Raw genomic sequence first — 24,553 nt, forward strand, 5'->3', positions numbered from 1 at the left:
CTCATGAAACCCCTGGTATGCGCCCTCCTGCTGGCAATGGCAGGCCCTGCCTGCGCCCAGGCACCGAGCCTGTTGGCCAAGTGCACGCGCAGCGCTAACCTGCTGGCCTGCGTGGACCCGCAAGGCAATGCCTACAGCGTGGCGACGGTGGGCAACACCACGTATCTGCGCGGCGTTGAAGTGATCGGCAAACGCTATTGGGCACAGACCAACAGCCGTTATGGGCAACTGACGTTCTTTACCGGCCTGGCATCGGACGGCGAGGCCTGGGTGGGTTACACACGGCGGGTGGGCTGGACCACGATCAACCGGTTTTCCAGTTCGGGCGGAGCCAGCGCCACGTTCACCTGCAATCGTCTGACGGGCTGTTAGACCTGGCCACGTTGCTGTTCCTGCGCCCAAGCCATGTAGCTGTTCATTGGCGGGTTCTTTTCGAAATAGGTTTTCAACCCTTCGAACAGGCCATCCGCTACGGCCTGTTGATGGCGCGCGGTGACCAGGCGCTCGGCGTCCCGGGCATTGGAGATAAATCCGGTCTCCACCAAAATCGACGGCACGTCCGGTGACTTGAGCACCGCGAACCCGGCCTGTTCCACGCGTTTTTGATGCAGGGTGGTGATGCCTTCCAGGCTGCCGAGGATCGAACTGCCCAACTGGAGGCTGGAGGCGATAGTGGCATTCATCGACATGTCCAGGATAACGCCGGCCAGCATCGGGTCCTTGTCCTTGAGATTGAGCAAGGTCGTCGCCCCCAGCAGGTCGGCACCGTTTTCGCGCTGGGCCATGAAACGCGCGGTAGCGGATGTGGCGCCGCCTTCGGACAACGCATACACCGAAGCGCCGGAGGCCGTGAGCCGTGGGGCGGCGTCGGCATGTACCGAGATGAACATATCGGCCTTGTGTTGGCGGGCGATGTCCACGCGCTTGCGCAGCGGCACGAAGAAGTCGTCGTTGCGCACCAGTTTCACGTCAAAACCCTTTTCACGCTTCAAGCGCTTGGCCAGCAACTGGGCGATGGACAGCACCACGTCTTTTTCGCGCTGGCCTTTGGCGCCCACCGCGCCGGGGTCTTTACCGCCGTGGCCGGGGTCGACCACCACGATGATGTCGCGCTTGAGGTGCGCAGGCTTGGGTTCAGCCGCAATCTGACGTGGCGCCTGGGTGGCGCTGCTCAGGTCCAATACCAGGCGATGCCCCTGCCCATCCTGCGGTGGCAAGACAAAGCTGTTGAGCTGCATCGGCGCCGCCAGGTCCAGCACGATACGCGTGTCGTTTTTGCCAAAATGCCCCGAACGGATCGCGGTAATGCCGCTGTTCTTCAAGGCCAACTGGGAGAAATCACCACTGAGCCCTGCACCACTGAGGTCGATGATCAAGCGCTCCGGTGCCGTCAGGGAAAAGGTCTTGTACTGCACTGGGCCGCTGAGGTCGAACACCAGCCGCAGCTTGTCATCCGAGCGCCACAGTCGCGCATTGCGGATCTGTGTGGCGTGGGCGGCAAACGGCAATGTGAAGAAAGGGCTGACCAGCAGCAGGTTAAGGAGCTGACGTCTGTGCATGAAAAATATCGCAGATAGAAGGAGCGTCCCTACTCGACATGACTGAAAAAAGATTGGGGCAGAAAAACCATCGTCGACTCAATCGTTATAATATAACATGTCTTTTTATTTCCAACGATGGACCTGCTCATGAATGCGCTGACTCTGCCGGATATCGCCGCGCAGGCTTCACGCCAAGCCTTGCCACTCGACTGGGTGGGCATGTGTGGAATTGCCCTGCCCATTGTCATCGACGGCCAACGTCTGACTGCCACCGCCGACGCCGGCGTCAGCCTGGATGATGGCGAAGCCCGTGGTATCCATATGTCGCGCCTTTACCTGGCGCTGGAAATGCTCGACCAGCAGACCCTCACGCCGGCACTTCTGCGTAATGTACTGCAGCGTTTCCTCGACACTCATGAAGGTTTATCTAAGAACGCCTACCTGCGCATCCATACCGATTTGTTGCGCAAGCGCCCGGCACTCATCAGCCCTCTGGCTGGCTGGAAGGCCTACCCGGTGAGCATCGAAGCGCGCTTGGAAAACCAGATGTTCCACGTGGAACTAAAAATTGACGTGGCTTACTCCTCAACGTGCCCATGCTCAGCCGCCCTCGCCAGGCAGTTGATTCAGCAGCAGTTTCTCGAAGATTTCGCCAACACAGCGCTACAACATGAAGACGTATTGACGTGGCTTGGCAGTGCCAACGGCATCGTCGCCACGCCTCACAGCCAGCGCAGCACCGCGCAGCTCACTATTCAGTTACAGGGTGCAGACTTGCCTCTGGCCGAACTGATCAACACCGCCGAAGCCGCCCTCGGCACGGCCGTACAAACCGCAGTGAAACGCGCGGACGAACAAGCCTTTGCCCTGGCCAACGGGCAGAACTTGATGTTCTGCGAAGACGCCGCCCGCCGCCTGAACCTCGCCTTGAAACGCTCGGATGCCGTCAAAGCCTTCCACCTCAAAGTGATCCACGCCGAAAGCCTGCACGCGCATGATGCCGTGGCTGAAAGCCGCTGGACGAGACACCCTGCATGATCACCTGCACCGCCTTGCGCTGGGGCGCTCCCGGCCAACCGCTGACGCCTGCGCTGGACCTCACCCTGGAACGCGGCAGCCTCACCGGTATCATCGGCGCCAACGGCACCGGTAAAAGCAGCCTGCTGAAAGTCATCGCCGGCCTGCAAAAGCCCTTGGCGGGCAAGGTGGCCGTAGAGGTTCCACGCCGAGGCGGCCTGTCATTCCTGCCTCAGCAACAGCACCTTGATCGACAGTTCCCGATCAGCCTGCAAGAGCTGGTTGCCGCCGGCTTCTGGGGCAGTCAGCTCACGGCGCCACAACGCAGCGAACGCCTTGAAGCCGTTCTGGAAGACTGGTGCCTGCGCGGCTTGCAACATCGCCCATTGATGGCGCTGTCGGGCGGCGAGCTGCAACGTGCCCTGCTCGCCCGCATGAGCCTGGCCGAGTCGCCGGTGCTGTTGCTCGACGAACCGCACGCCGCCCTCGACGAAGAGGGCCAGGCCCTGTGCTGGAAACACATCCACGCTTGGCACGCCCAGGGCCGCACGCTGATCGTGGTCTGTCATGACCTTGCCTCCGTCCGCCAGCACACCCAGCAAGTGCTGCAGCTCAAAAGCAGCGGCTGCGTGTTCGGCGACAGCAAACGGTTGATCCGCCCACAACCCCACCTGCAGGTGGCCTGATGCACTTCGCCGCCCACCTGTGGATGCCCTTTGTCGACTTCGTTTTCATGCGCCGTGCCCTGATCGGCGGGCTCGTGCTGGCGTGCAGCACCGCGCCGCTCGGCGTGTTTTTGATCCTGCGGCGCATGAGCCTGATCGGTGACGCGGTCGCCCACGGCATCCTGCCCGGTGCCGCGCTGGGCTTCTGGTTTGCCGGCCTCAGCCTGCCCGCCCTGACCCTCGGCGGACTCGGTGCCGGCCTGGGCATGGCGGGGCTTTCCGCATGGATCACTCGCCGCACCGGCCTGCGGGAAGACGCCAGCCTTGCGGCCATCTACCCCATCTCTCTCGCTGCCGGCGTATTGATCCTCGGCCTTGCCGGCAAACGCCTGGACCTGCTGCACCTGCTGTTCGGCTCCGCCCTGGCGGTGGATCAAACCACCCTCACCGGCATGCTCTGGGTCACCGGCTTCAGCCTGATCGCGATGGCGGTGATCTACAAACCGCTGCTGCTGGACACGCTCGACCCCTTGTTCCTGCAAACCGTCAGCCGCCTCGGGCCGCTGGCCCACGGGCTGTTCCTGACCCTGGTGGTGCTGAACCTGGTCATCGGCTTCCAGGCCATCGGTGCCCTGATGGTGGTAGGCCTGATGATGTTGCCGGCCATCGCGTCGCGCTTCTGGAGCCGACGGCTGCCGGTGCTGATTGCGGTATCAGCGTTGCTGGGCTGCCTGTCGGTGTGGCTCGGCCTGTTGCTGTCGTTCTACTACTCGCTGCCCAGCGGCCCGGCCATCGTATTGGTGGCCGGTGCCGGCTACCTGCTGTCCGTGGTCTTCGGGCCGGTGCACGGCTTGCTGCGCCGCCCGCCTTTGCTTACGTCCCAATGAGGTGTTTCCCGATGCGTGTTCTACTCGTGCTGTTCAGTCTGGTGCTGTCACTGTCGACTGCCCAGGCCGCCGACAAACTCCAGGTGGTCACCAGCTTCAGCATCCTTGAAGACATCACCCACCAGATTGGTGGCGACCATATCCAGATCAGCAACATGGTCGGCCCCGACGCCGATGCCCATACCTACGAGCCGAGTCCCGACGACGCCAAGGCACTGCTCAAGGCCAAGGTCATCATCAAGAACGGTCTGGGCTTCGAACCCTGGCTGGACCGCCTGGTGACCAGCACCGAAACCAAAGCCACTGTCGTCACCGCCAGCAAAGGCGTGATTTCCCACACCATGGATGAGGACGGCGAAACCATCCCGGACCCGCACGCCTGGCACAACCTGGCCAATGCTGAAATCTACGTGAACAACATCACCAAGGCCCTGATCGCTGCAGATCCCGCCAACACTGCCAACTACCAGCGCAACAGCCAGGCCTATCTCAAGGACATCCACCGGGTGCTGGTCGAAGCCAAGGCCAAGTTCGGGGCGCTGCCCGCCGGCAACCGCCGCATCGTCACCTCCCACGACGCCTTTGGTTACCTGGGCCAGGCTTACGGCATTCAGTTTCTCGCTCCCCAGGGCCTGTCCACCGAACGTGAACCTTCGGCCGCCGAAGTCGCCGCGCTGATCACGCAAATTCGCACCGACAAGGTCAAGGCCGTGTTCATGGAAAACATCAAGGACGCGCGCCTGCTCAAGCAGATTGCCGACGAAAGCGGCGCCCAGCTCGGCGGCACGCTGTACTCCGATGCCCTTGCCGCCGAAGGGCAGGCCAGTACGTTCATCGGGTTGTTCGAATACAACCTCAACACCCTCTGCGCCGCGTTGGGCAAGCCATGATCCGCAAGAACCCGTCCGGCGACCTGCCGGTGATCGCCGAATCAGCCTACGTCGACAAGACTGCCATCATCTGCGGCAAGGTCGTCATCGGCGAAAATGTCTTCGTCGGCCCCTACGCAGTGATCCGCGCCGACGAGGTCGACGCCAACGGTGCCATGGACCCGATCATGATTGGCGCCAATTCCAACATTCAGGACGGCGTGGTCATCCACTCCAAGTCCGGCGCCGCAGTGACGATTGGTGAATTCACGTCCATCGCGCACCGCTCCATCGTCCACGGCCCGTGCACGGTTGGCGATCGTGTGTTCATCGGCTTCAACAGCGTGCTGTTCAACTGCGCCGTGGGCCATGGTTGCGTAGTGCGGCACAACTCGGTGGTCGACGGTCGCGACTTGCCGGACGCGTTCTACGTGCCCTCCACGACGCGCATCGGACCGAACACCGACCTGTCGCAATTCCCCCCGGTGAGTGTCAGCGCCTCGGAGTTTTCCGAAGACGTAGCGCGCACTAACGTCGACCTGGTGCGCGGCTACAAAGCCCTGCAAAACGAGTTCTGAACCATGAGCCGCCTGCTGATCCGCAATGCCCGCCTGGTCAATGAAGGTCGGGAATTCGACGCCGATGTGCTGGTCGCCAATGGCCGCATCGACAAAATCGCCAGCAGCATCGACGGCTGCAACGCGCCAGTGGAAATCGACGCCAGCGGCCAATGGCTGCTGCCGGGCATGATCGACGACCAGGTGCACTTTCGCGAACCCGGCGCGCCGGACAAGGGCAGTTTCTACAGCGAATCCCGGGCGGCAGTGGCCGGCGGCATCACCAGCTTCATGGACATGCCCAACACCCAACCCGCCACCCTCGACCTGGAAGCCCTGGCCGACAAAAAACGCCGCGCCGCCCTGCACTCGGTGGCCAACTATGGCTTTCACTTTGGCGTGAGCAACGACAACCTCGACACGGTCGCCGCCCTCGACCCGGGCAGCGTGGCGGGGGTCAAAGTGTTCATGGGCGCGTCCACCGGCAACATGCTGGTGGACGACCCGCGCATTCTCGAGCGCTTGTTCGCCGAAGTGCCGACTCTCCTGTTGGCCCATTGCGAACATACGCCGAGCATCCAGGCCAATGAACAGCGCCTGCGCGAACGTTTCGGCGAGCACATCCCCGCCGTCGCTCACCCGCTGATCCGCGATGCCGAGGCCTGCTATCGCTCGTCATCCTTTGCCGTGGAATTGGCCAAGCGCCACGGCACGCGCCTGCATGTGCTGCACCTGACCAGCGCGCGCGAACTGTCGCTGTTCGAAGACAAGCCGCTGTCGGAAAAACGCATTACCGCTGAAGTCTGCATCCACCATCTGCTCTTTGATGACCGCGACTACCACCGTCTCGGTCACCAGATCAAATGCAACCCGGCGATCAAGACCCGTGCCGACCGCGACGCGTTGCGCCGGGCGTTGTTGAGTGACCGTCTGGATGTGATCGGCACCGACCATGCGCCGCATACCTGGGCGCAGAAACAGTTGGGCTATCGCGAAGCGCCGTCAGGGCTGCCACTGGTGCAACATGCGCTGCCAGCGTTGATGGAACTGGTGGCGGATGGGCATTTGCCGCTGACGACAGTGGTGGCAAAAACCAGTCACCGGGTGGCGGACCTGTTTGCCATTCCTGATCGTGGTTATCTACGTGAGGGGTATTGGGCGGACCTGGTACTGATCCAGCCTGAGCCTGAAGGCAAAGCGGTAAGCGACGAGCCGGTGCTGTCCCGCTGTGGTTGGACGCCCTTTGCCGAACGACGGTTTCGCCACAGCGTCAGCACCACGTTGGTGTCCGGCCACCTGGCGTGGCACAACGGCCAGGTGGTCGACAGTTGCCAGGGTTTGCCCCTGCATTTCCTGCGTTAAGCGCGGGGTTTGACCGTACCGCAATCGTTGCCCAGCCACTGCGCGTGGCTGTCGAGGCTGCCCTTTTGCTGAATGCCGGTGGCATTGAAGGTGCCGTTGACGGTGGTGGTGAATTCCTTCTGGCTCTGGAAAGTGGCGACGCCCGTGCCCTGGGCTTTCGGGCAACTGAAGCGGAATTTCCACTGGTTGCCGGTCTTGTCGGTCACTTCCTGCTTGCAGCCCGATTGCGGGTCGGTCAGCGGGATGGAGTCGGAGGCAACCTGAGCCGGTGTGAGGCACACCTGCACGCCTTTGCCGGCCATGGTGATGCCTTGCTTTTCCAGCATGGCGCGCTGTTCAGGGGTCATCTGCTGCTTGAGCTGACCGAGGATCAGCGACAAATCCGGCAGGTCCTGGTTATCCACTTTCATATTGCTGGTGGTCAATTCCCACAAGCCCGGCGCCAGCATCTGCGCCTGTGCTGCAACGGGCAGCGCCAAACCAGTCACCATGGCTAAACAGAGCAAACGAGCATTCATCGGGTAACTCCTGGGTAATGTTGGGGGTTAGACGCTGCAAAGCCGCCAGTGTTGCACGGCAAATAAAATAGCGACATTCGGCACCAGACATGGTCTGTTAGGCATTGGATTGCCTGGAGTATCGTCGTCCATGGATTTCTTTGGCCCGCACCTGCTCGCCTACTTCATCGCCACGCTGCACTTTTTCGGGACCCTCGCCGCGCTCCACGCGGTGCTGACCGTCAGGACCGCCCAAGGCTCGATCGCCTGGGCCTTGTCGCTGATGTTCATGCCCTACCTCACGCTGATCCCCTACCTGATCTTCGGCCGCAGCACCTTCGACGCCTACATCCAGGCCCGGCGCCAGGCCAACCAGGAAATGCGCACCGCCATCGCCGAACTGAACTGGCGGCCCTGGGTCGAGGAGGCCCTTGCTGCGCGTAACTCCAGTGCCTACACCTCGTTGCGCGCCATGCCCAAACTGGGCCGCATGCCGTGCCTGGCGAACAATGAAGTGCGCCTGCTGGTAAATGGCGACGCCACTTTCAGCGCGATCTTCGACGCCATCCGTGGTGCCAGGACGGCCGTACTGTTCCAGTTCTTCATCATTCACGACGACGAACTGGGTAGGCAGTTGCATGCCCTGCTGAAGGAAAAGTCCGCCCAAGGCGTCGACATTTACGTGCTGTACGACCGCATCGGCAGCCACGCCCTGCCCCATCACTATGTGCAATCCCTGCGTGACGCCGGGGTCAAGGTCAAGGCATTCGCCACCCGCAGCGGGTGGCTCAATCGCTTCCAGGTCAACTTCCGCAACCATCGCAAGATCGTGGTGGTGGATGGCCTCACCGGGTTCGTCGGCGGGCATAACGTGGGCGACGAATACCTCGGCAAAAAACCACCCCTGGCCCCCTGGCGCGATACCCATGTGCAAGTCGTTGGGCCAGTCGTTGCCTGTCTGCAGGAATCGTTTGCCGAAGACTGGTTCTGGGCTGCGCGCGAGTTGCCGCCGCTGATCCTGCCAGACGCCTACCCTGAAGATGGCGTGCTCTGCCAATTGCTCGCCAGCGGCCCTGCCGACCCGTATGAAACCTGCTCGCTGTTTTTTGTCGAGGCGATCCACGCCGCGCGCGAACGCATCTGGATCACCAGCCCGTATTTCGTCCCTGACGAAGCGGTGTTCTCCGCCCTGCGCCTGGCGGTGTTGCGCGGAGTCGACGTGCGCCTGCTGCTGCCGTCACGCCCGGACCACCGCATCGTCTACGCCGCGTCCAGCCTGTACGCGATTGAAGCGGTGCGCGCCGGGGTGCGGGTATTCCGTTACACGCCGGGGTTCCTGCATCAGAAGGTGGTGTTGGTGGACAGCGAAATCAGCGCCATCGGCAGTGCGAACATGGACAACCGCTCGTTCCGGCTGAATTTCGAGGTGATGTTGCTGACGGTGGATGACACCTTTGCCGGCCAGGTCGAGCAGATGCTGCTGGCGGATTTTGAGCTGGCCCATGAAGTCAGCCAGGAAGAGAGCCGCGAGACGCGACGCCTGCAACAACTGGGCATGCGGGTAGCGCGCCTGATCTCACCGATCCTCTGACAAGCAACGCGGTAAAAACGGTAGGAGCTGGCTTGCCTGCTCCCACCTTTGGATCGTCAGTGTGTTCAGCAGATCAGCGGTAGATATCTTCCCGCGTCCACGGCAGTTCATGGCTGCCATCGGCGTGAGGTTTCACCGCCAGTATCTGGTGCAGGTTGATCCAGCCCCGCGCAAACGCATAGGCACACCCGGCCAGGTACAGCCGCCAAATGCGCAGCGCCTGCTCCGGCACCATCTTCGCCGCCGCTTCCAGGTTGTCTTCCAGACGCTCGCTCCAATGGTCCAGCGTGCGCGCGTAATGCAGGCGCAGGCTTTCGACGTCGACCACTTCCAACCCCACCTCACTGAGTTCGGCGGTCATCATCGCCAGGTGCGGCAGCTCGCCGTTGGGGAACACATAACGCTCGATAAACTCCCCGGCACCGCGACCCACTGGGCGACCGTCGGTGTGCTTGGCGGTGATGCCATGGTTCATCACCAGGCCGCCCTCACGCACCGCGCCGAACAGCGTCTTGCAGTACTCGGCCAGATTGGCGTGACCGACGTGTTCGAACATGCCCACGCTCACCACCTTGTCGAACCGTCCGTCCTGCGGCAGGTCTCGGTAGTCGAGCAATTGCAGGTCCACCTGGTCTTCGAGGCCCTCGGCGGTGACCCGTTCACGAGCCAATGCCAGCTGTTCCTTGCTCAAGGTGATGCCGAACACCTTCACCCCGAATTCCCGCGCCGCAAACCGTGCCAGCCCGCCCCAGCCACAACCGACATCCAGCAGGTACTCCCCCGGCTGCAGGCGCAACTTGCGGCACAGGTGGCGAAATTTGTCTTGTTGGGCCTGGTCGATGGATTCGCTGCCGGTTTCAAAATAGCCGCAGGAGTACGCCATGTCCTGGTCCAGCCACAGCTGGTAGAACGCGTTGGAGAGGTCGTAGTGGTAGGAAATCGCCGCTGCGTCAGTGGCCTTGTCGTGGATCAAGCGCACCGGATGACTGTCCTCGTCGCCCTCGATCAAGGCGTGGCTGAGCTCGTCACACACCCGGATCACTTCGGTGATGGAGCCTTCGAGCTCCAGTTTGCCCTCGATAAAGGCGGTGCCGAGTGAGTCCAGCGTGGGGTGGGTCAGTTGTGGCACGACCGTGGGGTCCTTCACCACGATGGTCACACTGGGCTCTGGGCCCAAGTTGAATTCGTGGCCGTCCCAGAGTCGAAGACGCAGCGGTAGCTGAAGATTCTGTAAGGCCGGTGGAAGTTGCGCGAGCATGAGTAGTCCCCCCTTGTTTCAGACGTCTGAAATGAGGGTAGACCATCCCTACACAAGTAGGAGGCTATCGATTTAATAGACCATTTCTAGGACACCCGGCCTTCCAGCAAACCCTCCTGCACCCACTGTTTCAGCCATGTAACGGCTTGCAGGGGCGCCCCCTCTGCGTAGATGGCCGCCAACTCCCCGCACAGCTCTGAAAAATTCCAACCGGTGGTCACCATCCCTGCCAACGCACAGGCCTCGGCGGCCTCCAGACTGCGGTACCGGCATACCTGCTGATGGCGCCAGACCAAGCAGATACGGGTCGACTCCAAGGCCTGGCTGCCGGGGAAAGGCTCTTCGTACTTGCTGGCCCGCCAGATCGCCACCGTATTGAAGTGGCAAAGCAACTGCTGCACGGAAGCGGCCAAAGTGACCTGCAAGCCTGGCCAATCCTCGGGCGGCAACAATGCCATGCGCTCCAGGGTCAGCGGCTCACCCGCGGGTGCATCGAACGCGAGGGTAAAGGCCCACTCCAGTCGCGCCAGCTCAGCCAGTGGCGCGCTCTGTTCGGCCACCAGATGCTCGAGGATAAATGCAGGAAAGCGCTGCCCCAGCCAACGCAGGCTGAAATGAGTGGACGGATAGCGACGTACATAGGCCTGCGACAGTGACGCAAACTCTTCATCCCCAAGCCAGTAGTGGATGGCGCTGAAGTCATGCTGCAAGACCTCCTGCAACCGCGCCCTATAGGCGTTGTGATAAATCGCCAGCCCCGTGCCCACCTCCAACGTCGGCCCGCCCAGCAGGGTCGCGGCGAAGCCATCGCTGAGCGCCAGCGTCTCGGCGGTCACATGCTGTTCAAACGCCAGCTGCCAATCCGTCAGACGCATGACGAACTCCCGGCCAATGCCGCAGCACCCAATTGGCGGGCCTTGCCCAGTTCGGCGAGCAGTTCTTCGAAGGGCGGGAAATGATCGTCACGCTCCAGCAACGTCGACACGGGCCCGACATGTTGCAGCGTCTGCTGATACAGCGCCCACACCGGATCACACACCGGATGGTCATGGGTGTCGACCACGTAGTCGCCGTAGTCCCTATGCCCCGCCAGGTGCAACTGGCGAATGCTATGGGGCGGCAGGTTGCGAATGAACGTCCACGCGTCAAACCCATGGTTGCGTGAGCTGACATACACATTGTTGACGTCCAGCAGTAACTGGCATCCCGACACATGAACCAGCGCGTTGAGAAATTCCCACTCGGTGAACTCGTCCGCCTTGGCGCGCACATAGCTGGAGACATTTTCCAGCACCAAAGGGCGCTGCAACACGTCCTGCACTTGGCACACACGAGCAGCTACGTGGTAGAGGCTTTCTTCGGTGTAAGGCAGCGGCAGCAGGTCGTGCAATTGATGGGCGTTGCCACGGCTCCAGCACAGGTGGTCGGAGATCCAGGCCGGCTGAATGCGCGCGGCGAGTTGCTTGAGCTGTTTAAGGTAGTCCATGTCGAGGGCATGGGGCCCGCCGATGGACAAGGACACACCGTGCATCACCAGCGGGTATTGCTCGGCAATCGCATCCAGGTAGTACAAGGCTTTGCCGCCCTGCACCAGATAATTTTCGGAGATCACTTCAAACCAATCCACGGCAGGTGATTGATCAAGGATCTGCTGGTAGTACTCGTTGCGCAGGCCCAGGCCGTAACCCAGGTTGGGAAGGGAGGTAGCCATCAGACACTCCTAGGCAAAGTGTCCGCAGCGGCGCCAGGCAGCCGCTGCGGGTGCACTCGTTTACTCGCCGACTTTACCGCCGGCGGCGTCGCAGGCAGCCTTGGTCATCGACTTGAAGCCGTGGCCCTTGCAGACCGCCTGGCCTTTGCAGGCGTTTTCTGCGGTCTTGCAATCGTTCATGCCTTTGCAGGAAGTCACGCCGTAGCAGTGAACAGTCGCGTCGGCGGCCTGCACCTGGGTGGCGACACCGGCAAACAGGGAGGCGGCAGCGATCGCCAGGGCAGCACCGGAAACGGCTTTTTTGATGTTCATTGTTAGAGTCCTTAGAAGATCAGTAGGGTGCCGGTCCGGGCGGATTGCCCGGTCTCGACACACCACTAGAGTGAGACCCTCTCTCGGCGTTACAGCGTGCTCACGATTTTTCTTCAAGCTTGGCAAGCGGCTCGTGAAACCGCAGCAACCGCCCGGCATTGCCCAGCACCAGCAGGGTGCTGAGGTTGTGCAGCACCGCTGCAATCATCGCCCCGGCCGCGCCCAGCCAGCCAAATGCGGCAAACACCACGATGGCCAGCGTCCAGCCCAGGCCGATGATCACATTGACCTGCAAGGTCTGCCGGCACTGGCGACTCAAGCGCACGCAGGTGCCCAGGCGCCGCAGGTCACTGCCAATCAGCACCACGTCCGCCGACGCCAGGGCGATATCCGCCCCGCCCGCCCCCATCGCCACGCCGACCACTCCGGCCTTGAGCGCCAGCGAATCGTTGATGCCATCGCCCACCACCATCGGGCGGAAGCCGCTGCCGATTTCACCCAGCACCCGGTTGAGCTTGTCTTCAGGCAACGCCTGGGCTTGGACATCGCTGATGCCCACGTCCAGCGCCAGGCTGTCGGCGACACTTTGCCGATCGCCGGTCAGCAGCAGTTGGCGACCCAGGCCCAGGTCACGCAATTCTTGCAGGGCCTGGCGCGCCTCGGGTTTGACACTATCAGCCAGCAGCAACCAGGCGAGAAATTGCTCGTTCAGCGCCAACCCGGCAATCGGGCCGTCATGGCTCGGCACCGGGGTGGTCGCGATGCCCAGTTGCGCGAACAATTCCGGCCGTCCCAACGCGGCTTCACCCTGCGCGGTCCGGGCCACAACGCCCAGGCCCTGACGCTCGCGAATCTCGGTCAACGCCAGCCGTGGTTCCTGCGTCGCCAACCCCGCCAGCGCACGGCTGACCGGGTGGCTGCTGGCGGCGCCCAGGCTGGCCGCCAGGTTGAGCAGCACTTGCCGGTCCGGCGCCGTGGACTGGATGGCGTGCAAACGCAGGGTGCCAAAAGTCAGGGTGCCGGTCTTGTCGACCACCAGCGACGTCAGGTCCGCCAACTCCTCCAGGAACGCCGAGCTGCGAATCAGAATCCCATGGCGCGCCGCCACGGCGATGCCGGCAATCGCGGTCGCCGGCGCCGACAACACCAACGCACACGGACACGCCGCCACCAGCACGGCCAACATCGCCTGGGCGTCATGGGTCACAAACCAGGTCACGGCCGCCAGCAACAGCACCAGCACCATATAACTGCCGGCGTAACGCTCCAGCAGCCGCGTGATCGGCGGTTTGGAGCGCTCGGCGTTCTGCATCAGCGCAATGACTTTACCCAAGGTGGATTCGTTGCCGGTGCGTGTCACTTGCAGGCGCAGCAAGCCATCCAGGTTGATCGCCCCGCCAAACACCTGCACGCCCGCGCTCGCCTCGAGCGGCACCGATTCGCCGGTGATCGGCGCCGTGTCCAGGCTCGCCTGGCCGGACAGCACCACACCGTCGGCGGGCACACGGTCGCCGGCGCGCACTTCAACAATGTCCCCGGTGTTCAGCGTGCCGTTGTCCACTTCAATGATGCTGCCGTCCGCCTGCACCCGCCGCGCATGGCTGCGGGTCAGTTTGCCCAGCGCGTGAATGGCTTCCTGGGAGCCGATCACACTGCGCTCTTCCAGCACATGCCCGAAGATCATGATGATCGGCAGCAACGCAGCCGTGAGCAGGTCGCCAGTGGCCCAGGCCCCCATCATCGCGAGGGCGATCAACTGGTCGGTAATGCCATGCAGGCTGGGAAATCGCAGGCTGTACCAGGCCGAGCGCATCACCGGTACCGCCACCAACAGTGATGCAACGCCCAGCAGCAATTGACTGACACCGGTTTGGTCCGGCGCCAGCCAGCGCCATACCAGGCCCAGCATCAGCAACCCGAGCGCCAACATGGCCAGGGTCAATTGCCGCGCGGCACTGCGCTGCTCGGCGGACGTCAGCATGGGTGCGCTCATTGTTCGGCTCCCTGGATGATCAAGCGGGAGTCGTCTTTCGGATCGACCGTGGTCACAGCGCCAGCCTGACCGAGGATCTTCGGCAAGCGTTCGCGGTACAGGCGCAGCAGCAAGCCCGGGTCTTTCACCTGGGCCAGGCTGGCGACAGTCGCGGTTTGCGCCTGGGCATGGGCAAGGCGTTCGCTGGCCTGGGCGTGAGCCACCTGAACCAGGCGGTCTGCCTGCTGGTTGGCAGTCTGGGTGAGTTTTTCTGCGTCGGTGCGGGCGTTGGCCACGGCTTTGTCGGCTTGCTGGCTGGCGGTGAGCACTGCGTTGAAGGCGTTGACTGCCGGGCCTGGCAGGCTCGACTGCACATCCACGCGGGTGACTTCGATGCCCAGGCCCAGGCCGCTGGCGGTCAGCGCTGCGAGGCGTTGGTTGATGCCTTGCACCAGGTCGCCGCGCAGCCGTTCGCGACGTTCGGCGGCGCCATTGTCGGTGCCGATCAGTTCGGGGCGCGCCACCAGAATGGTGTCCAGATCCCGCGCCGCCGTCAGTGCCACAGCGCTGCGCGTCACCAGCCGATCCAGCGCCGGCACTACATGGGTGCCCTGCAACACGAATGCATAGGGCTCGGTGACTTTATAGAACACCCGCACATCCAGTTGCACCACACCGGCGTCGCCGGTCAGCAGGTAACCGGAGCCGGCCAGTGCATCGCTGAGCGGCGTGGCAAAACTGGCCACGCGGTCGGCCTGGATCGCCGCGTCGGAGCGCAGCAGGTTTTCCACCCGGCGCTCGATCACGCGGTCGGCCGCCGGCAACAGCACCACTTGCTCGAACGGCTGCGGCCAAGCCAGCAACAGCCCGGCATTCTGGACACGGTCCAGCGCGCCGAAGTGCAAAACCACGGCGCGGTTCTGCGGGTCGATCTGGCGCACATTGGAGAACGCCCAGGCCAACGCGGCCAGGACGGTCACCCCGTACAGCGCCAGGAACGTCAGGCGCCCGGCCTGAATCCACGGGCTGTCTCGCTCGCTCATGGCTGGACGTCCTTCGGCCCGTCCACCAGCGCGCGGAACGGCGCGGCGTCAGTGCGCAGGATAATCTTGGTGCCCGGCGTCACCACGGTGCCCAGGGTGTCCAGTGAACGCAGCAGGTTATACAACTGGGGATTGCCAGCGTAGGCGCGCCCATAAATCTGCGCGGCTTCTACCCGCGATTGGGCTTCGATGTCGGCGGCTTTGACCGTGGCATCGGCCTGCACGATCCGCGCATCTCGCTCGGCAGCGGAACGGATCTGCGCCGCTTCGCGCTTGCCCACGGCGGTGCGTTCAGTGGCGATGGTTTCGCGCTCGGCGCGCATGCGATCAACGGTGGCGGTGAGGGTCACCGATGGCAGGGTCAGCCGTTCGATGCCGACTTGCGCCACGCGCACGCCGTAGGTGGTCAGCAATTGTTGATCAATCTGCTGGCGCAGCTGCGCCTCGAAATCGGCAATGCGCACCTGGCTGGCCTCGGTGTTGATCAGGCTGGACAGGTCGAAACTGGCCGCCGTGGTTTCCAGCGCCGAGCCAACGAACGTTCGAATCTGCCGCGCGGCTTCATCCGGCTGGTTCTGCACCGCGCGCATGAAGCGCTGCACATTGTCGGCGTCGCCCTGCACCTGCCACGCCACGTAAGCCTGCACAATGATGCGCAGGCCATCGCGGGTGCCCACGTCCTGCAAGCCACTGGAGGTCGTGCGCAGGCGCAAGTCCACCGGAATCGCCGCTTCGAATGGCGCCGGCCAGCGCCAGCGCAGGCCCGGTTCGAGCAACACCCGCGCCGGGTTACCGAAGCGAGTAATCACCGTGGCCTCGCCGGAACGCACCTGCACCAGGCTTGCCGCCGCCACCGCAAACAGCACCAGCAACAGTGCCCAGGCCATGCGCCGCCACGGGAACGGGCCGGCGGCGGGTGCGTCACCGTGATGATGATGGTGGTGGTGATGGCCGTGATGATGACCGTGATCGTGGGAATGAGCGCTCAACAGACAGACTCCTTATTGAACGGCTTTACGCGGCACGGGGGGGTCGGCCGGCAAGGTAAAAGAACGCAGATCGATCGTCGGTGCGCCGTCGGCGCCCAGGCGGTGATCCAGAATCAGCAATTTGGCATGCGCCAGGCCTTGGGCCAGTTGGCCGAGGTACTGCTCCAGCACGAACGCCTTGCCGGCCGTGGCGTAGGCCTTTTGTTCGGCGGCAAACCGCAGGTCGGCCGCCTGGGCACCGGCGCTCACTTCGCGGGCGGTGGCGGTGGCCTGGTCGCGGGCCATGCTGGCTTGCAGCAGCGCGTGGTTGGTCTGTTCGCTGGCGGCGCCGCGTTCGCGGGCGATTAGCGCCTGGGCGCCAATCTGCGCCGCTTGTACGCCGTGATAGGCATTGGCAGCGCCGGCGGGTGGGTGGATGGCCTCCACCACGGTGGCGAGAATTTCCACGCCGCTGTCGAGGGCGTGCAGGTCGGCTTGCACGGCGCGGCCGATTTCGTCGGCAAGGCGCGTGCGTTGTTCCCCGAGCAATTCATCAAGGGTGCGCGAGGCAAAATCGTGGACCAGAATGCGGCTGGCGGTGCTGCGGATCAGGGTCGGCACGTCCGCGCTGTGGTAGGTGGCCGCCAGCGCGGCCTGGTCGGTGAGGCCGATACGGTAGACGAAGCGCACGTCCATGTTGACGATCTGGAAGCTCTGCTTGTCGCCGCTGCTGCTGGCGATGACCTGGGATTTGTCATTCACATGGCTGGCGTCCCACAAGCGGTTGGCCACCAACGGCGGCGGGCCTTCGGCGGGCGCCAGCTCCGGGGCGGCGGCGTCGCTGACGCTGGTGGCCAGTTCATGTACCACGCCATTTTCCACCCGGATGACACGGCCCAGCGGCCACGGCAGCCCGACGTGCAGGCCGGGGCCGAAGACGTCGACAGGCTTGCCAAAACGCTCGTAGATCCCACGACCTTGCAGGGCCACTTCGTGCACGCCGGTCAGCGCCCAACCGACCGCCAGCACCACCAGCAGCACCGGCAAGAATGCCCGGCGCATGTAGGTAAACGCCCAGATCTGGCGCAGGTCGATGCCAAAGCGGTTGTGCAATTCATGCTGCAAGGCGAGCAGCGGTTGAGGCGGCCAGCGCAGCAGCCCGGCGATAAAGCTCTGCGCCATCAGGCGCGGTTCGACGCGTGGCTGGCGCGGGCTGAACAGCGACAGCACGGCCCTCAACAGAAATTCCACTGCGACCAGTGCGGGCAGCAGGCCGATCAATACCGCGAGCCTTAACGGCCAGACCGATTCGGGGTCGGCAAACAGCAGGCAGATCGCGCTGAGCACCAGGCTGATAATCGCCACCCGGCTCAAGGGTGCGAGCTGCAACGCTTCCGGCCATTGTGCGGCGGTTTCCTGAGCCAGGCGACGTTCGAACACCAGCAAACCAAACGCCAAGGCCAACGCCAAAGCGGCGCCGATACTGGCCGACTGACCCACCGGTGCGGCAGGCAGGGCCAGGTTCCAGAACTCGACAATGCTGACCAGCGCCAGCAACGACCAACCGCCAAGCCACATTACTGGCGCGCCGATTTGCTGGCCCAGACGCTCGACCACGCGCGCGTACCGACCCGTGTCTTCAACCGGCGTTTCAACCGCCGGTGCTTCCAGCGCCTGGGCACGCCAATCCGCCACCCACCAGGCCGATTGCAATCCGGCCACCAGCAACATCAAGGCGCAGGCGCAGTTGATCAGCACCACCGGCCAGATCGACAGCGGCGCAAACAGTGCGACGAACAATGCCAGCACCCAGCCGCACACGGCCAGGGACGTCAGGCTGATACCGGCCAGTCGCAATCGACGGGCATGAAACTGCCCTTGTTGAAAACGCGGCAGGCCTTGCACCGAAGCGCCGTCAGCTTCCAGATCCACTTGCATCCCCAACACGCCCATTCACTCACAATTGGTTACGATATAACACGCCGCGTGAAATTTTTGTCCGATAACCGCTGCTTTCATTCCACCCACACCCGCTCCCACTTCTTCTGCTCGTTGTCCTCGCGAGCGTGACCAACACCCCATAAACACGCACCATCACTGGTGCATACCCCGAATAATCGGCACACTCCCAACCAGTTTTTCGCGGGTCCACGGACAAGGAAGCGTTACCCCCATGATTTCGATCTATCAGCTCAAGCCGCGCTTTCAAAACCTGCTGCGTCCTCTCGTGCAGCGCCTCTATGACAACGGCACCACCGCCAATCAGATCACCGTGCTTGCCGGCGGGGTTTCGCTGTTGGTGGGCCTGCTGATCGCCAGCTTTGCCCAGCACCTGTGGCTGTTCGCACTGATCCCGCTGTGGATGATCCTGCGCATGGCCCTCAACGCCATCGACGGCATGCTCGCCCGGGAATTCGGCCAGCAATCGCGCTTGGGCGCGTACCTCAATGAGCTGTGCGACGTGATCGCCGACAGTGCGCTGATCCTGCCCTTCGCGCTCATCCCTGGCGTAAGCCTGGCGCCGGTGCTGCTGGTGACATTGCTGGCGGTGTTCAGTGAATACGCCGGGGTGCTGGGGCCGATGGTGGGCGCATCGCGCCGTTATGACGGGCCGATGGGTAAGAGCGATCGCGCGTTCGTGCTTGGCGTGCTGGCCACCGGCGTGGCGCTGGGCTGGCTCGGCGCCGGCTGGGTGGAGGGCGTGATGTGGCTGGTCGCCGCCCTGCTCGCCTATACCCTGGTCAACCGGGTGCGCCAAGGCCTCAAAGAAGCACACATTTCCCCTTCTGCATAAGGATTTTGCGATGCGTGAACAACAGGCACACACCTTCACTGCCCATGATGGCGTCGAGCTTTTCTACCGGCACTGGCCAGCCATGGCACCTGCCGGGCAGCGCCAGGCCATCGTGTTGTTCCATCGCGGCCATGAACATTCGGGACGCATCGCGCACCTGGTGGACGAGTTGGACCTGCCCCAATTCGACTTTTTCGCCTGGGACGCCCGCGGCCACGGCCAGTCCCCCGGCGAACGCGGCGACAGCCCCAGCTTCGCCACCAGCGCCCGAGATGTGCAGACGTTCTGCGACCACATCGGCGCCACCCATGGCATCGAGGAAGAAAACTTCGCGGTGATCGCGCAAAGCGTCGGCGCGGTGATTGCCGCCACTTGGGTGCACGACTACGCGCCTAAGATCCGCGCCCTGGTGCTCGCCTCCCCGGCATTCAAGGTCAAGCTGTACGTGCCGTTCGCGCGGCCTGGCCTGGCGCTGCTGCGCAAGTTTCGCGGCAACTTTTTCGTCAACAGCTATGTAAAAGCCAAGTTCCTCAGCCATGACCCTGAACGGGTAGCGTCCTACGACAGCGACCCGTTGATCACCAAGGCGATCTCGGTGAATGTGCTGCTCGGCCTGTACGAAGCCGCTGACCGGGTAGTCGCCGATGCCCAGGCGATCCAGGTGCCGACCCAGGTACTGGTGTCGGGATCGGACTTTGTGGTGCACCGCAAACCCCAGCAGCAGTTTTTCGACCGCCTCGGCAGCCTGAAAAAAGAGCTGCACATCCTGCCCGGCTTTTTCCACGACACCCTCGGCGAACGTGACCGCGCCACCGCCGTAAACAGCGCCAAGCGCTTTATCCTGCAGAATTTCGAACACCCGCTGGACCGCGCCTCGTTGCTGGATGCGGACAAGATCGGCGCCACCTGCGCCGAATCCGAAGCCCTCGCCGCGCCATTGCCGCGCAACTCCCTGCGCGACCTCTATTGGCGCCTGACCCGCGCCAGCATGGGCCTGGGCAAGCGCCTGTCGGAGGGCGTGAAGCTGGGCTTCGACACCGGCTTCGATTCCGGCAGCACCCTGGACTACGTGTACCGCAACACACCCACCGGCAAGGGCGGGCTGGGGCGGATGATCGACGCCAACTACCTCAATTCCATCGGCTGGCGCGGTATTCGCCAGCGCAAGGTGAACGTCGAGGAACTGCTGCGTCTGGCCATGGCCTCGTTGCGCGGAGAGGATCGCGACGTGCGCATTGTGGATATCGCCGCCGGTCACGGTCGCTACATTCTCGAAGCGTTGCAAGGCGTATCACCGCTGCCGGAATCGATCCTGTTGCGCGACTACAGCGACATCAATGTACGCGACGGTGGCGCGTTGATTCGCGAGAAGGGCCTGGGGGATATCGCGCAATTCGTCAAAGGCGACGCCTTTGACCGTGCCGACCTGGCCGCGCTGGAACCCAAGCCGACCCTGGCGGTGGTGTCCGGGTTGTACGAGTTGTTTGCCGACAACGCCATGGTCGGCGGTTCTCTCGCCGGTCTGGCTGAAGCCGTCGAGCCCGGTGGGTACCTGGTCTACACCGGCCAGCCGTGGCATCCGCAACTGGAGCTGATTGCCCGCGCCCTGACCAGCCATCGCCAGGGCCAGGCCTGGGTGATGCGTCGGCGCAGCCAGGCGGAAATGGATCAATTGGTGGAGGCCGCAGGATTTCGCAAGATCACTCAGCGTGTGGATGAGTGGGGCATTTTCACCGTGTCCCTGGCACAGAAGATCTGAACATGCGCGAACTCGGTTTATTGAAACCAGCGGTCTTGTGGCTGCTGCTGTTGGCGCCGCTGTTTTTCAGCACCTATGGCTTTGCCACCTGGGTCACCAGCCAGCGCAACGACGTCGGCACCCTGGTGTTCGGCTGGGAAACCCACATGCCGTTCTGGGCCTGGACCATCGTGCCCTACTGGTCCATCGACCTGCTCTACGGGTTTTCCCTGCTGCTGCCCAACACCCGGCATGAACTGAAACAACACGCGCTACGGCTGCTGAGTGCGCAGGTCATCGCCGTGAGCTGCTTCTTGATCTGGCCACTGCGCTTCACCTTCGAGCGCCCGGCAATGGACGGCGTGTTCGGCTGGCTGTTCGCGGTGTTGGCGGGTTTCGACAAACCGTTCAACCAGGCGCCCTCGCTGCATATCGCGCTGCTCGTGATCCTGTGGGTCATGTACCAGCGCCATACCCGGGGCTTCTGGCGCTGGCTGGTACATGGCTGGTTCGCGTTGATCGGTATTTCAGTGCTGACCACTTATCAACATCACTTTATCGACTTACCCACAGGCGCCCTCGCCGGCTGGATCTGCGTGTGGCTGTGGCCGGTGGAGCACCCGAGTCCACCGCTGAATGCGAGGCTGACGGGAGATCCCAAGCGCTGGCGCCTCGGCGTGCGATACGGCCTGGGCGCTTTGGCGCTGGCGATCATCGCCTTGGCAATGGGCGGCGCCTGGCTGTGGATACTTTGGCCGGCGTTTTCGCTGGCATTGGTCATGGCCAACTACGTCATGCTGGGCGCCGCCGGCTTTCAGAAGCGCGCCGATGGTCGACTGACGCCCGCGGCACGCTGGCTGTATGCACCTTATCTAGCTGCGGCGTGGGTCAATTCGCGCCTGTGGACACGCAAACACCCACAGCCGGACCTGATTGTGGATAACGTCTGGCTCGGGCGGATGCCTGCGGCACGCGAACAGCAACCCTTCCAGGCCATCGTCGATCTCTGTGCCGAATTGCCGATTCATCCACAGGGACGTGCCTATGAATGCATCCCCGTACTGGACCTGGTCGCGCCCACGCCCGACGAATGCCTGCAAGCTGCCCAATCCATCGAGCGCCTGCGAACGAATGGGCCATTGCTGGTGTGCTGCGCCCTGGGGTACTCACGCAGCGCCACTGCCGTCGCCGCCTGGCTTCTGCACACCGGGCGCGCCGCGACGGTAGAGGCTGCGCTGACTATCATTCGTACAGCGCGGACCGATGTGGTCCTGCATCCCGCTCACCGTGAAGCGTTGGAGGGGTTGCCCCATGCCCGCTGATATGGAACTCCAGGTCGTCGCCAGCCTGCTGCGCCGTGGCCGTTCGCTGGATCAATTATCCACAGGCCTGACGCTGGTCGGCGTGTTGTTCGGCCTGGCGCAACTGCTGATGGCCAATATTGCGCCGATCTGCCTGCTGCTCAGCCTGTGGATGATTATCCTCGGGCTGCTGCAAAAGTACTGGGCGCTGCGCGTCGCCTTCGACGCCGACCTGTTCACCCTGCTCGCCCGTGACATCGAGCGCACCGCCGACCTTGACGAGGCCCTGCAAAGCCTCGGACTGCAATCGGCGAAGCGCGCCGGCCGGCCATGGACCGAGCGCCGCCGTGGCGCCCTTAAATTGCTGCGCAAACAAGCCTGGCTGCTGGGCGCGCAAGCGCTGCTGACGCTGGCCGTGATCCTCGCCAGCCCTTGGCTGCCTTTCGCCGGATAAGGAATTCCCATGTTCGAACCCGTGGTCGCCACGTTGATTACCTCGATGGCCCGCACCGTCACCGGCGCCCGCAGCCTCTGGCTGGGGTGTGCACCCGTGCCGGTGCAACGCATCTACTTTGCCAATCACAGCAGCCACGGCGACTTCGTATTGCTGTGGGCATCATTGCCGCAAAACCTGCGCAAATTCACGCGCCCGGTGGCCGGCAGCGACTACTGGAACACCAGCGCCCTGCGCCGCTACATCATCAACCGCGTGTTCAACGGCGTGCTTATCGACCGGGAGCGCAAGGACCCTGTGGATAACCCTTTGCAGCCGATGCTCAATGCGCTGGAGGGTGGCGACTCGCTGATCATCTTCCCTGAAGGCACACGTAACCTCGAGGATGGCCTGCTGCCATTCAAAAGTGGCCTGTACCATTTGGCAAAAAGTTACCCACAGGCCGAACTGGTGCCCGTGTGGATAGCCAACCTCAACCGCGTCATGCCCAAGGGCCGCGTGCTGCCGTTGCCCCTGTTGTGCACCACCAGTTTCGGCGCGCCGTTGCAGCTGGAGGACGGCGAGGACAAAGCCGCCTTCCTCGCCCGCACCCGCGACGCCCTGCTCGCCCTTGCCCCGGAGCATTCCTGACATGCACAGCCAGACCATAATGCTGTTCGGCGGCATCGGCGCGATCCTGGTGCTCGCTTCGCTGATCGGGCTGATTCTCAAGCTGCGTACCCGCGGCACGCCCAACGCGGTGATCGACAACCTCAACGCGCGCATCAATGCATGGTGGGTGATGGTGGTCGTGATCGGCATCGCCTTCTGGCTTGGCACCGGCGCGGTAATCCTGCTGTTCTACGCCGTGTCGTTCTATGCCCTGCGCGAATTCCTCACCCTCACGCCCACCCGCCGCAGCGATTACCCGGCACTGGTGGCCGCGTTCTACCTGGCATTGCCGCTGCAGTACCTGCTGATCTACGCGGACTGGTACGGGCTGTTCTCGATCTTTATCCCGGTATACGTGTTCCTGCTGTTGCCGATCCTCGCCTCGCTGGGCGGCGACAGCACACACTTCCTCGAGCGCGCCTCGAAAGTGCAATGGGGCCTGATGATCGCAGTGTTTTGCGTGTCTTTCGTGCCGGCCCTGCTCACCCTCGACATCCCGGGCTATGAAGGCCGTAACCTGCTGCTGATCGCCTACCTGGTGATCGTGGTGCAACTGTCGGACGTGCTCCAGTACGTGTGTGGGAAATTGTTCGGCAAACATAAGATTGCGCCCAACCTGTCACCGTCGAAAACCGTGGAAGGCTTCGTCGGCGGCATCCTGTTGTCGTCCCTGATCGGCGCGGCACTGTGGTGGACCACGCCGTTCAACCCGTGGCAGTCATTCTTGATTGCGCTGTTGATCAACTTGCTGGGCTTCGCTGGCGGCATCGTGATGTCAGCCATCAAGCGCGACCGGGGCGTGAAGGACTGGGGGCACATGATCGAAGGGCACGGCGGCATGCTGGATCGGCTGGATTCGGTGTGTTTTGCCGCGCCGATCTTCTTTCACCTGGTGCGGTACTGGTGGACCTGACGCCACCACACTCGAACCCGATGATAATCAGAAGGTGGGAGCCCCCTCCCACAGGGGTTCAGTGACGAGTTGGGTGTAGCTGGATTCACCACCGCCGGTGGCCCCTGACAGCCAGCCCCACACGAAGCTCAGGGTGGTGCGACCCGCGTCATCAACCCCGACCGTGCCACGAGACCACCCGGCCAACAGCTCGCCCTCAGTGGTCAGGCACTGATAGAGCAATTCGAAGGTGTCTGATCCGGTAACGCGTCCGACCTGTTGACCGGTGAGGATCCGGCCACCTTGGTAGGTACTCGAGATGGCGTCCCCGTCGACCCGGTAATGAAACACCGTGCCACTGCCGGAGAGCCCCTGGGCATTGTTGGCGACCACAAATCGGCGATCGTGCAGGCGATCGCCGAGTGAGAAGAGAGGGGATTGCATGGAGGACGCTTCCTTTCGTCGAGCAGCAC

Annotated in this window: 25 protein-coding genes; 14 read left to right on the forward strand and 11 right to left on the reverse strand. The window is 63.2% G+C overall.

From position 1 onward, the window contains the following. Positions 1 to 3: 3 nt before the first annotated feature. On the forward strand, positions 4 to 372 hold the full coding sequence (locus CQ041_RS04760; protein WP_105521326.1) for a glutamine synthetase: 369 nt from the start codon (positions 4 to 6) through the stop codon (positions 370 to 372). Here CQ041_RS04760 and CQ041_RS04765 read toward each other — a convergent pair. After that, positions 369 to 1,559, reverse strand: coding sequence for an N-acetylmuramoyl-L-alanine amidase (locus CQ041_RS04765; protein ID WP_105521327.1), 1,191 nt, complete (start codon positions 1,557 to 1,559; stop codon positions 369 to 371). The two genes, CQ041_RS04760 and CQ041_RS04765, sit on opposite strands and share 4 nt — an antisense overlap. Before the next feature lie 129 nt (positions 1,560 to 1,688). Here CQ041_RS04765 and folE2 point away from each other — a divergent pair, with 129 nt between their 5' ends. Genes folE2 through CQ041_RS04795 form a run of 6 tightly spaced genes read left to right on the forward strand, consistent with a single transcriptional unit; the run spans position 1,689 to position 6,898 of the window. Then, positions 1,689 to 2,579: a GTP cyclohydrolase FolE2 gene (gene folE2, locus CQ041_RS04770; RefSeq protein ID WP_105521328.1), complete on the forward strand. Its 891-nt coding sequence runs from the start codon at positions 1,689 to 1,691 to the stop codon at positions 2,577 to 2,579. After that, positions 2,576 to 3,244 (forward strand): metal ABC transporter ATP-binding protein, encoded by a 669-nt coding sequence (locus CQ041_RS04775; protein ID WP_105521329.1) that lies wholly within the window; start codon positions 2,576 to 2,578, stop codon positions 3,242 to 3,244. The genes folE2 and CQ041_RS04775 overlap by 4 nt, the downstream gene beginning before the upstream one ends. After that, on the forward strand, positions 3,244 to 4,110 hold the full coding sequence (locus CQ041_RS04780) for a metal ABC transporter permease (protein WP_105521330.1): 867 nt from the start codon (positions 3,244 to 3,246) through the stop codon (positions 4,108 to 4,110). The genes CQ041_RS04775 and CQ041_RS04780 overlap by 1 nt, the downstream gene beginning before the upstream one ends. 11 nt (positions 4,111 to 4,121) lie before the next feature. Continuing rightward, entirely contained in the window at positions 4,122 to 5,000 is an 879-nt protein-coding gene (locus CQ041_RS04785) for a metal ABC transporter substrate-binding protein (RefSeq protein WP_105521331.1), read from the forward strand. Further along, positions 4,997 to 5,557: a carbonate dehydratase gene (locus CQ041_RS04790; RefSeq protein ID WP_105521332.1), complete on the forward strand. Its 561-nt coding sequence runs from the start codon at positions 4,997 to 4,999 to the stop codon at positions 5,555 to 5,557. The genes CQ041_RS04785 and CQ041_RS04790 overlap by 4 nt, the downstream gene beginning before the upstream one ends. Positions 5,558 to 5,560: 3 nt before the next feature. Further along, positions 5,561 to 6,898, forward strand: coding sequence for a dihydroorotase (locus tag CQ041_RS04795; RefSeq protein ID WP_105521333.1), 1,338 nt, complete (start codon positions 5,561 to 5,563; stop codon positions 6,896 to 6,898). On the opposite strand, the gene CQ041_RS04800 is transcribed toward CQ041_RS04795, so the two are convergent. After that, positions 6,895 to 7,416, reverse strand: a complete 522-nt coding sequence (locus CQ041_RS04800) for a DUF3617 domain-containing protein (RefSeq protein ID WP_105521334.1) — start codon at positions 7,414 to 7,416, stop codon at positions 6,895 to 6,897. The two genes, CQ041_RS04795 and CQ041_RS04800, sit on opposite strands and share 4 nt — an antisense overlap. 130 nt (positions 7,417 to 7,546) lie before the next feature. Here CQ041_RS04800 and cls point away from each other — a divergent pair, with 130 nt between their 5' ends. Then, positions 7,547 to 8,986 (forward strand): cardiolipin synthase, encoded by a 1,440-nt coding sequence (gene cls / locus CQ041_RS04805; protein WP_105521335.1) that lies wholly within the window; start codon positions 7,547 to 7,549, stop codon positions 8,984 to 8,986. Between the two features lie 73 nt (positions 8,987 to 9,059). Here cls and cfaB read toward each other — a convergent pair whose 3' ends face one another. From cfaB to hflK (CQ041_RS04845), 8 genes are all read right to left on the reverse strand, one after another. Continuing rightward, complete coding sequence (gene cfaB / locus CQ041_RS04810; protein ID WP_105521336.1) at positions 9,060 to 10,244, reverse strand: C17 cyclopropane fatty acid synthase CfaB; 1,185 nt, start codon at positions 10,242 to 10,244, stop codon at positions 9,060 to 9,062. An 86-nt stretch (positions 10,245 to 10,330) separates the two neighbouring features. Then, the gene (locus CQ041_RS04815; RefSeq protein ID WP_105521337.1) at positions 10,331 to 11,119 is read right to left on the reverse strand and encodes a DNA-binding domain-containing protein; all 789 of its coding nucleotides are present in this window, start codon (positions 11,117 to 11,119) and stop codon (positions 10,331 to 10,333) included. Beyond that, the gene (locus tag CQ041_RS04820) at positions 11,110 to 11,955 is read right to left on the reverse strand and encodes a DUF692 domain-containing protein (protein WP_105521338.1); all 846 of its coding nucleotides are present in this window, start codon (positions 11,953 to 11,955) and stop codon (positions 11,110 to 11,112) included. The genes CQ041_RS04815 and CQ041_RS04820 overlap by 10 nt, the downstream gene beginning before the upstream one ends. Before the next feature lie 60 nt (positions 11,956 to 12,015). Beyond that, the gene (locus CQ041_RS04825) at positions 12,016 to 12,267 is read right to left on the reverse strand and encodes a hypothetical protein (protein WP_105521339.1); all 252 of its coding nucleotides are present in this window, start codon (positions 12,265 to 12,267) and stop codon (positions 12,016 to 12,018) included. A 100-nt stretch (positions 12,268 to 12,367) separates the two neighbouring features. Continuing rightward, on the reverse strand, positions 12,368 to 14,260 hold the full coding sequence (locus CQ041_RS04830) for a cation-translocating P-type ATPase (RefSeq protein ID WP_105521340.1): 1,893 nt from the start codon (positions 14,258 to 14,260) through the stop codon (positions 12,368 to 12,370). Beyond that, positions 14,257 to 15,282, reverse strand: a complete 1,026-nt coding sequence (hflK, locus tag CQ041_RS04835; protein ID WP_105521341.1) for a protease modulator HflK — start codon at positions 15,280 to 15,282, stop codon at positions 14,257 to 14,259. The genes CQ041_RS04830 and hflK (CQ041_RS04835) overlap by 4 nt, the downstream gene beginning before the upstream one ends. Then, positions 15,279 to 16,274 (reverse strand): protease modulator HflC, encoded by a 996-nt coding sequence (hflC, locus tag CQ041_RS04840; RefSeq protein ID WP_163001965.1) that lies wholly within the window; start codon positions 16,272 to 16,274, stop codon positions 15,279 to 15,281. Before hflC ends, hflK (CQ041_RS04835) begins: the two co-directional genes overlap by 4 nt. Before the next feature lie 9 nt (positions 16,275 to 16,283). Beyond that, positions 16,284 to 18,188: a protease modulator HflK gene (hflK, locus tag CQ041_RS04845; protein WP_105521473.1), complete on the reverse strand. Its 1,905-nt coding sequence runs from the start codon at positions 18,186 to 18,188 to the stop codon at positions 16,284 to 16,286. A 235-nt stretch (positions 18,189 to 18,423) separates the two neighbouring features. On the opposite strand from hflK (CQ041_RS04845), the gene CQ041_RS04850 reads away from it, so the two are divergent. From CQ041_RS04850 to CQ041_RS04875, 6 genes are read left to right on the forward strand one after another with little or no spacing between them, the layout of a single operon-like run. Further along, positions 18,424 to 19,044 (forward strand): CDP-alcohol phosphatidyltransferase family protein, encoded by a 621-nt coding sequence (locus CQ041_RS04850; RefSeq protein ID WP_105521343.1) that lies wholly within the window; start codon positions 18,424 to 18,426, stop codon positions 19,042 to 19,044. A 10-nt stretch (positions 19,045 to 19,054) separates the two neighbouring features. Beyond that, positions 19,055 to 20,803, forward strand: a complete 1,749-nt coding sequence (locus tag CQ041_RS04855; RefSeq protein WP_105521344.1) for a bifunctional alpha/beta hydrolase/class I SAM-dependent methyltransferase — start codon at positions 19,055 to 19,057, stop codon at positions 20,801 to 20,803. Positions 20,804 to 20,805: 2 nt separating this feature from the next. After that, complete coding sequence (locus CQ041_RS04860) at positions 20,806 to 22,104, forward strand: phosphatase PAP2/dual specificity phosphatase family protein (RefSeq protein WP_105521345.1); 1,299 nt, start codon at positions 20,806 to 20,808, stop codon at positions 22,102 to 22,104. Continuing rightward, a complete protein-coding gene (locus CQ041_RS04865; RefSeq protein ID WP_105521346.1) occupies positions 22,094 to 22,537 on the forward strand; it encodes a hypothetical protein in 444 nt (147 codons plus the stop codon). Before CQ041_RS04860 ends, CQ041_RS04865 begins: the two co-directional genes overlap by 11 nt. Positions 22,538 to 22,546: 9 nt before the next feature. Further along, positions 22,547 to 23,167 (forward strand): 1-acyl-sn-glycerol-3-phosphate acyltransferase, encoded by a 621-nt coding sequence (locus tag CQ041_RS04870; RefSeq protein WP_105521347.1) that lies wholly within the window; start codon positions 22,547 to 22,549, stop codon positions 23,165 to 23,167. 1 nt (position 23,168) lies between these two features. Further along, entirely contained in the window at positions 23,169 to 24,101 is a 933-nt protein-coding gene (locus CQ041_RS04875; protein ID WP_105521348.1) for a phosphatidate cytidylyltransferase, read from the forward strand. Between the two features lie 27 nt (positions 24,102 to 24,128). Here the strand turns inward: CQ041_RS04875 and CQ041_RS04880 are convergent, their stop codons facing one another. Then, complete coding sequence (locus tag CQ041_RS04880) at positions 24,129 to 24,524, reverse strand: hypothetical protein (protein WP_105521349.1); 396 nt, start codon at positions 24,522 to 24,524, stop codon at positions 24,129 to 24,131. Between the last annotated feature and the right edge of the window lie 29 nt (positions 24,525 to 24,553).

Origin of the sequence: Pseudomonas sp. MYb60, assembly GCF_002979555.1 — a bacterium.
In the GTDB taxonomy this organism is placed as follows: Bacteria; Pseudomonadota; Gammaproteobacteria; order Pseudomonadales; family Pseudomonadaceae; genus Aquipseudomonas.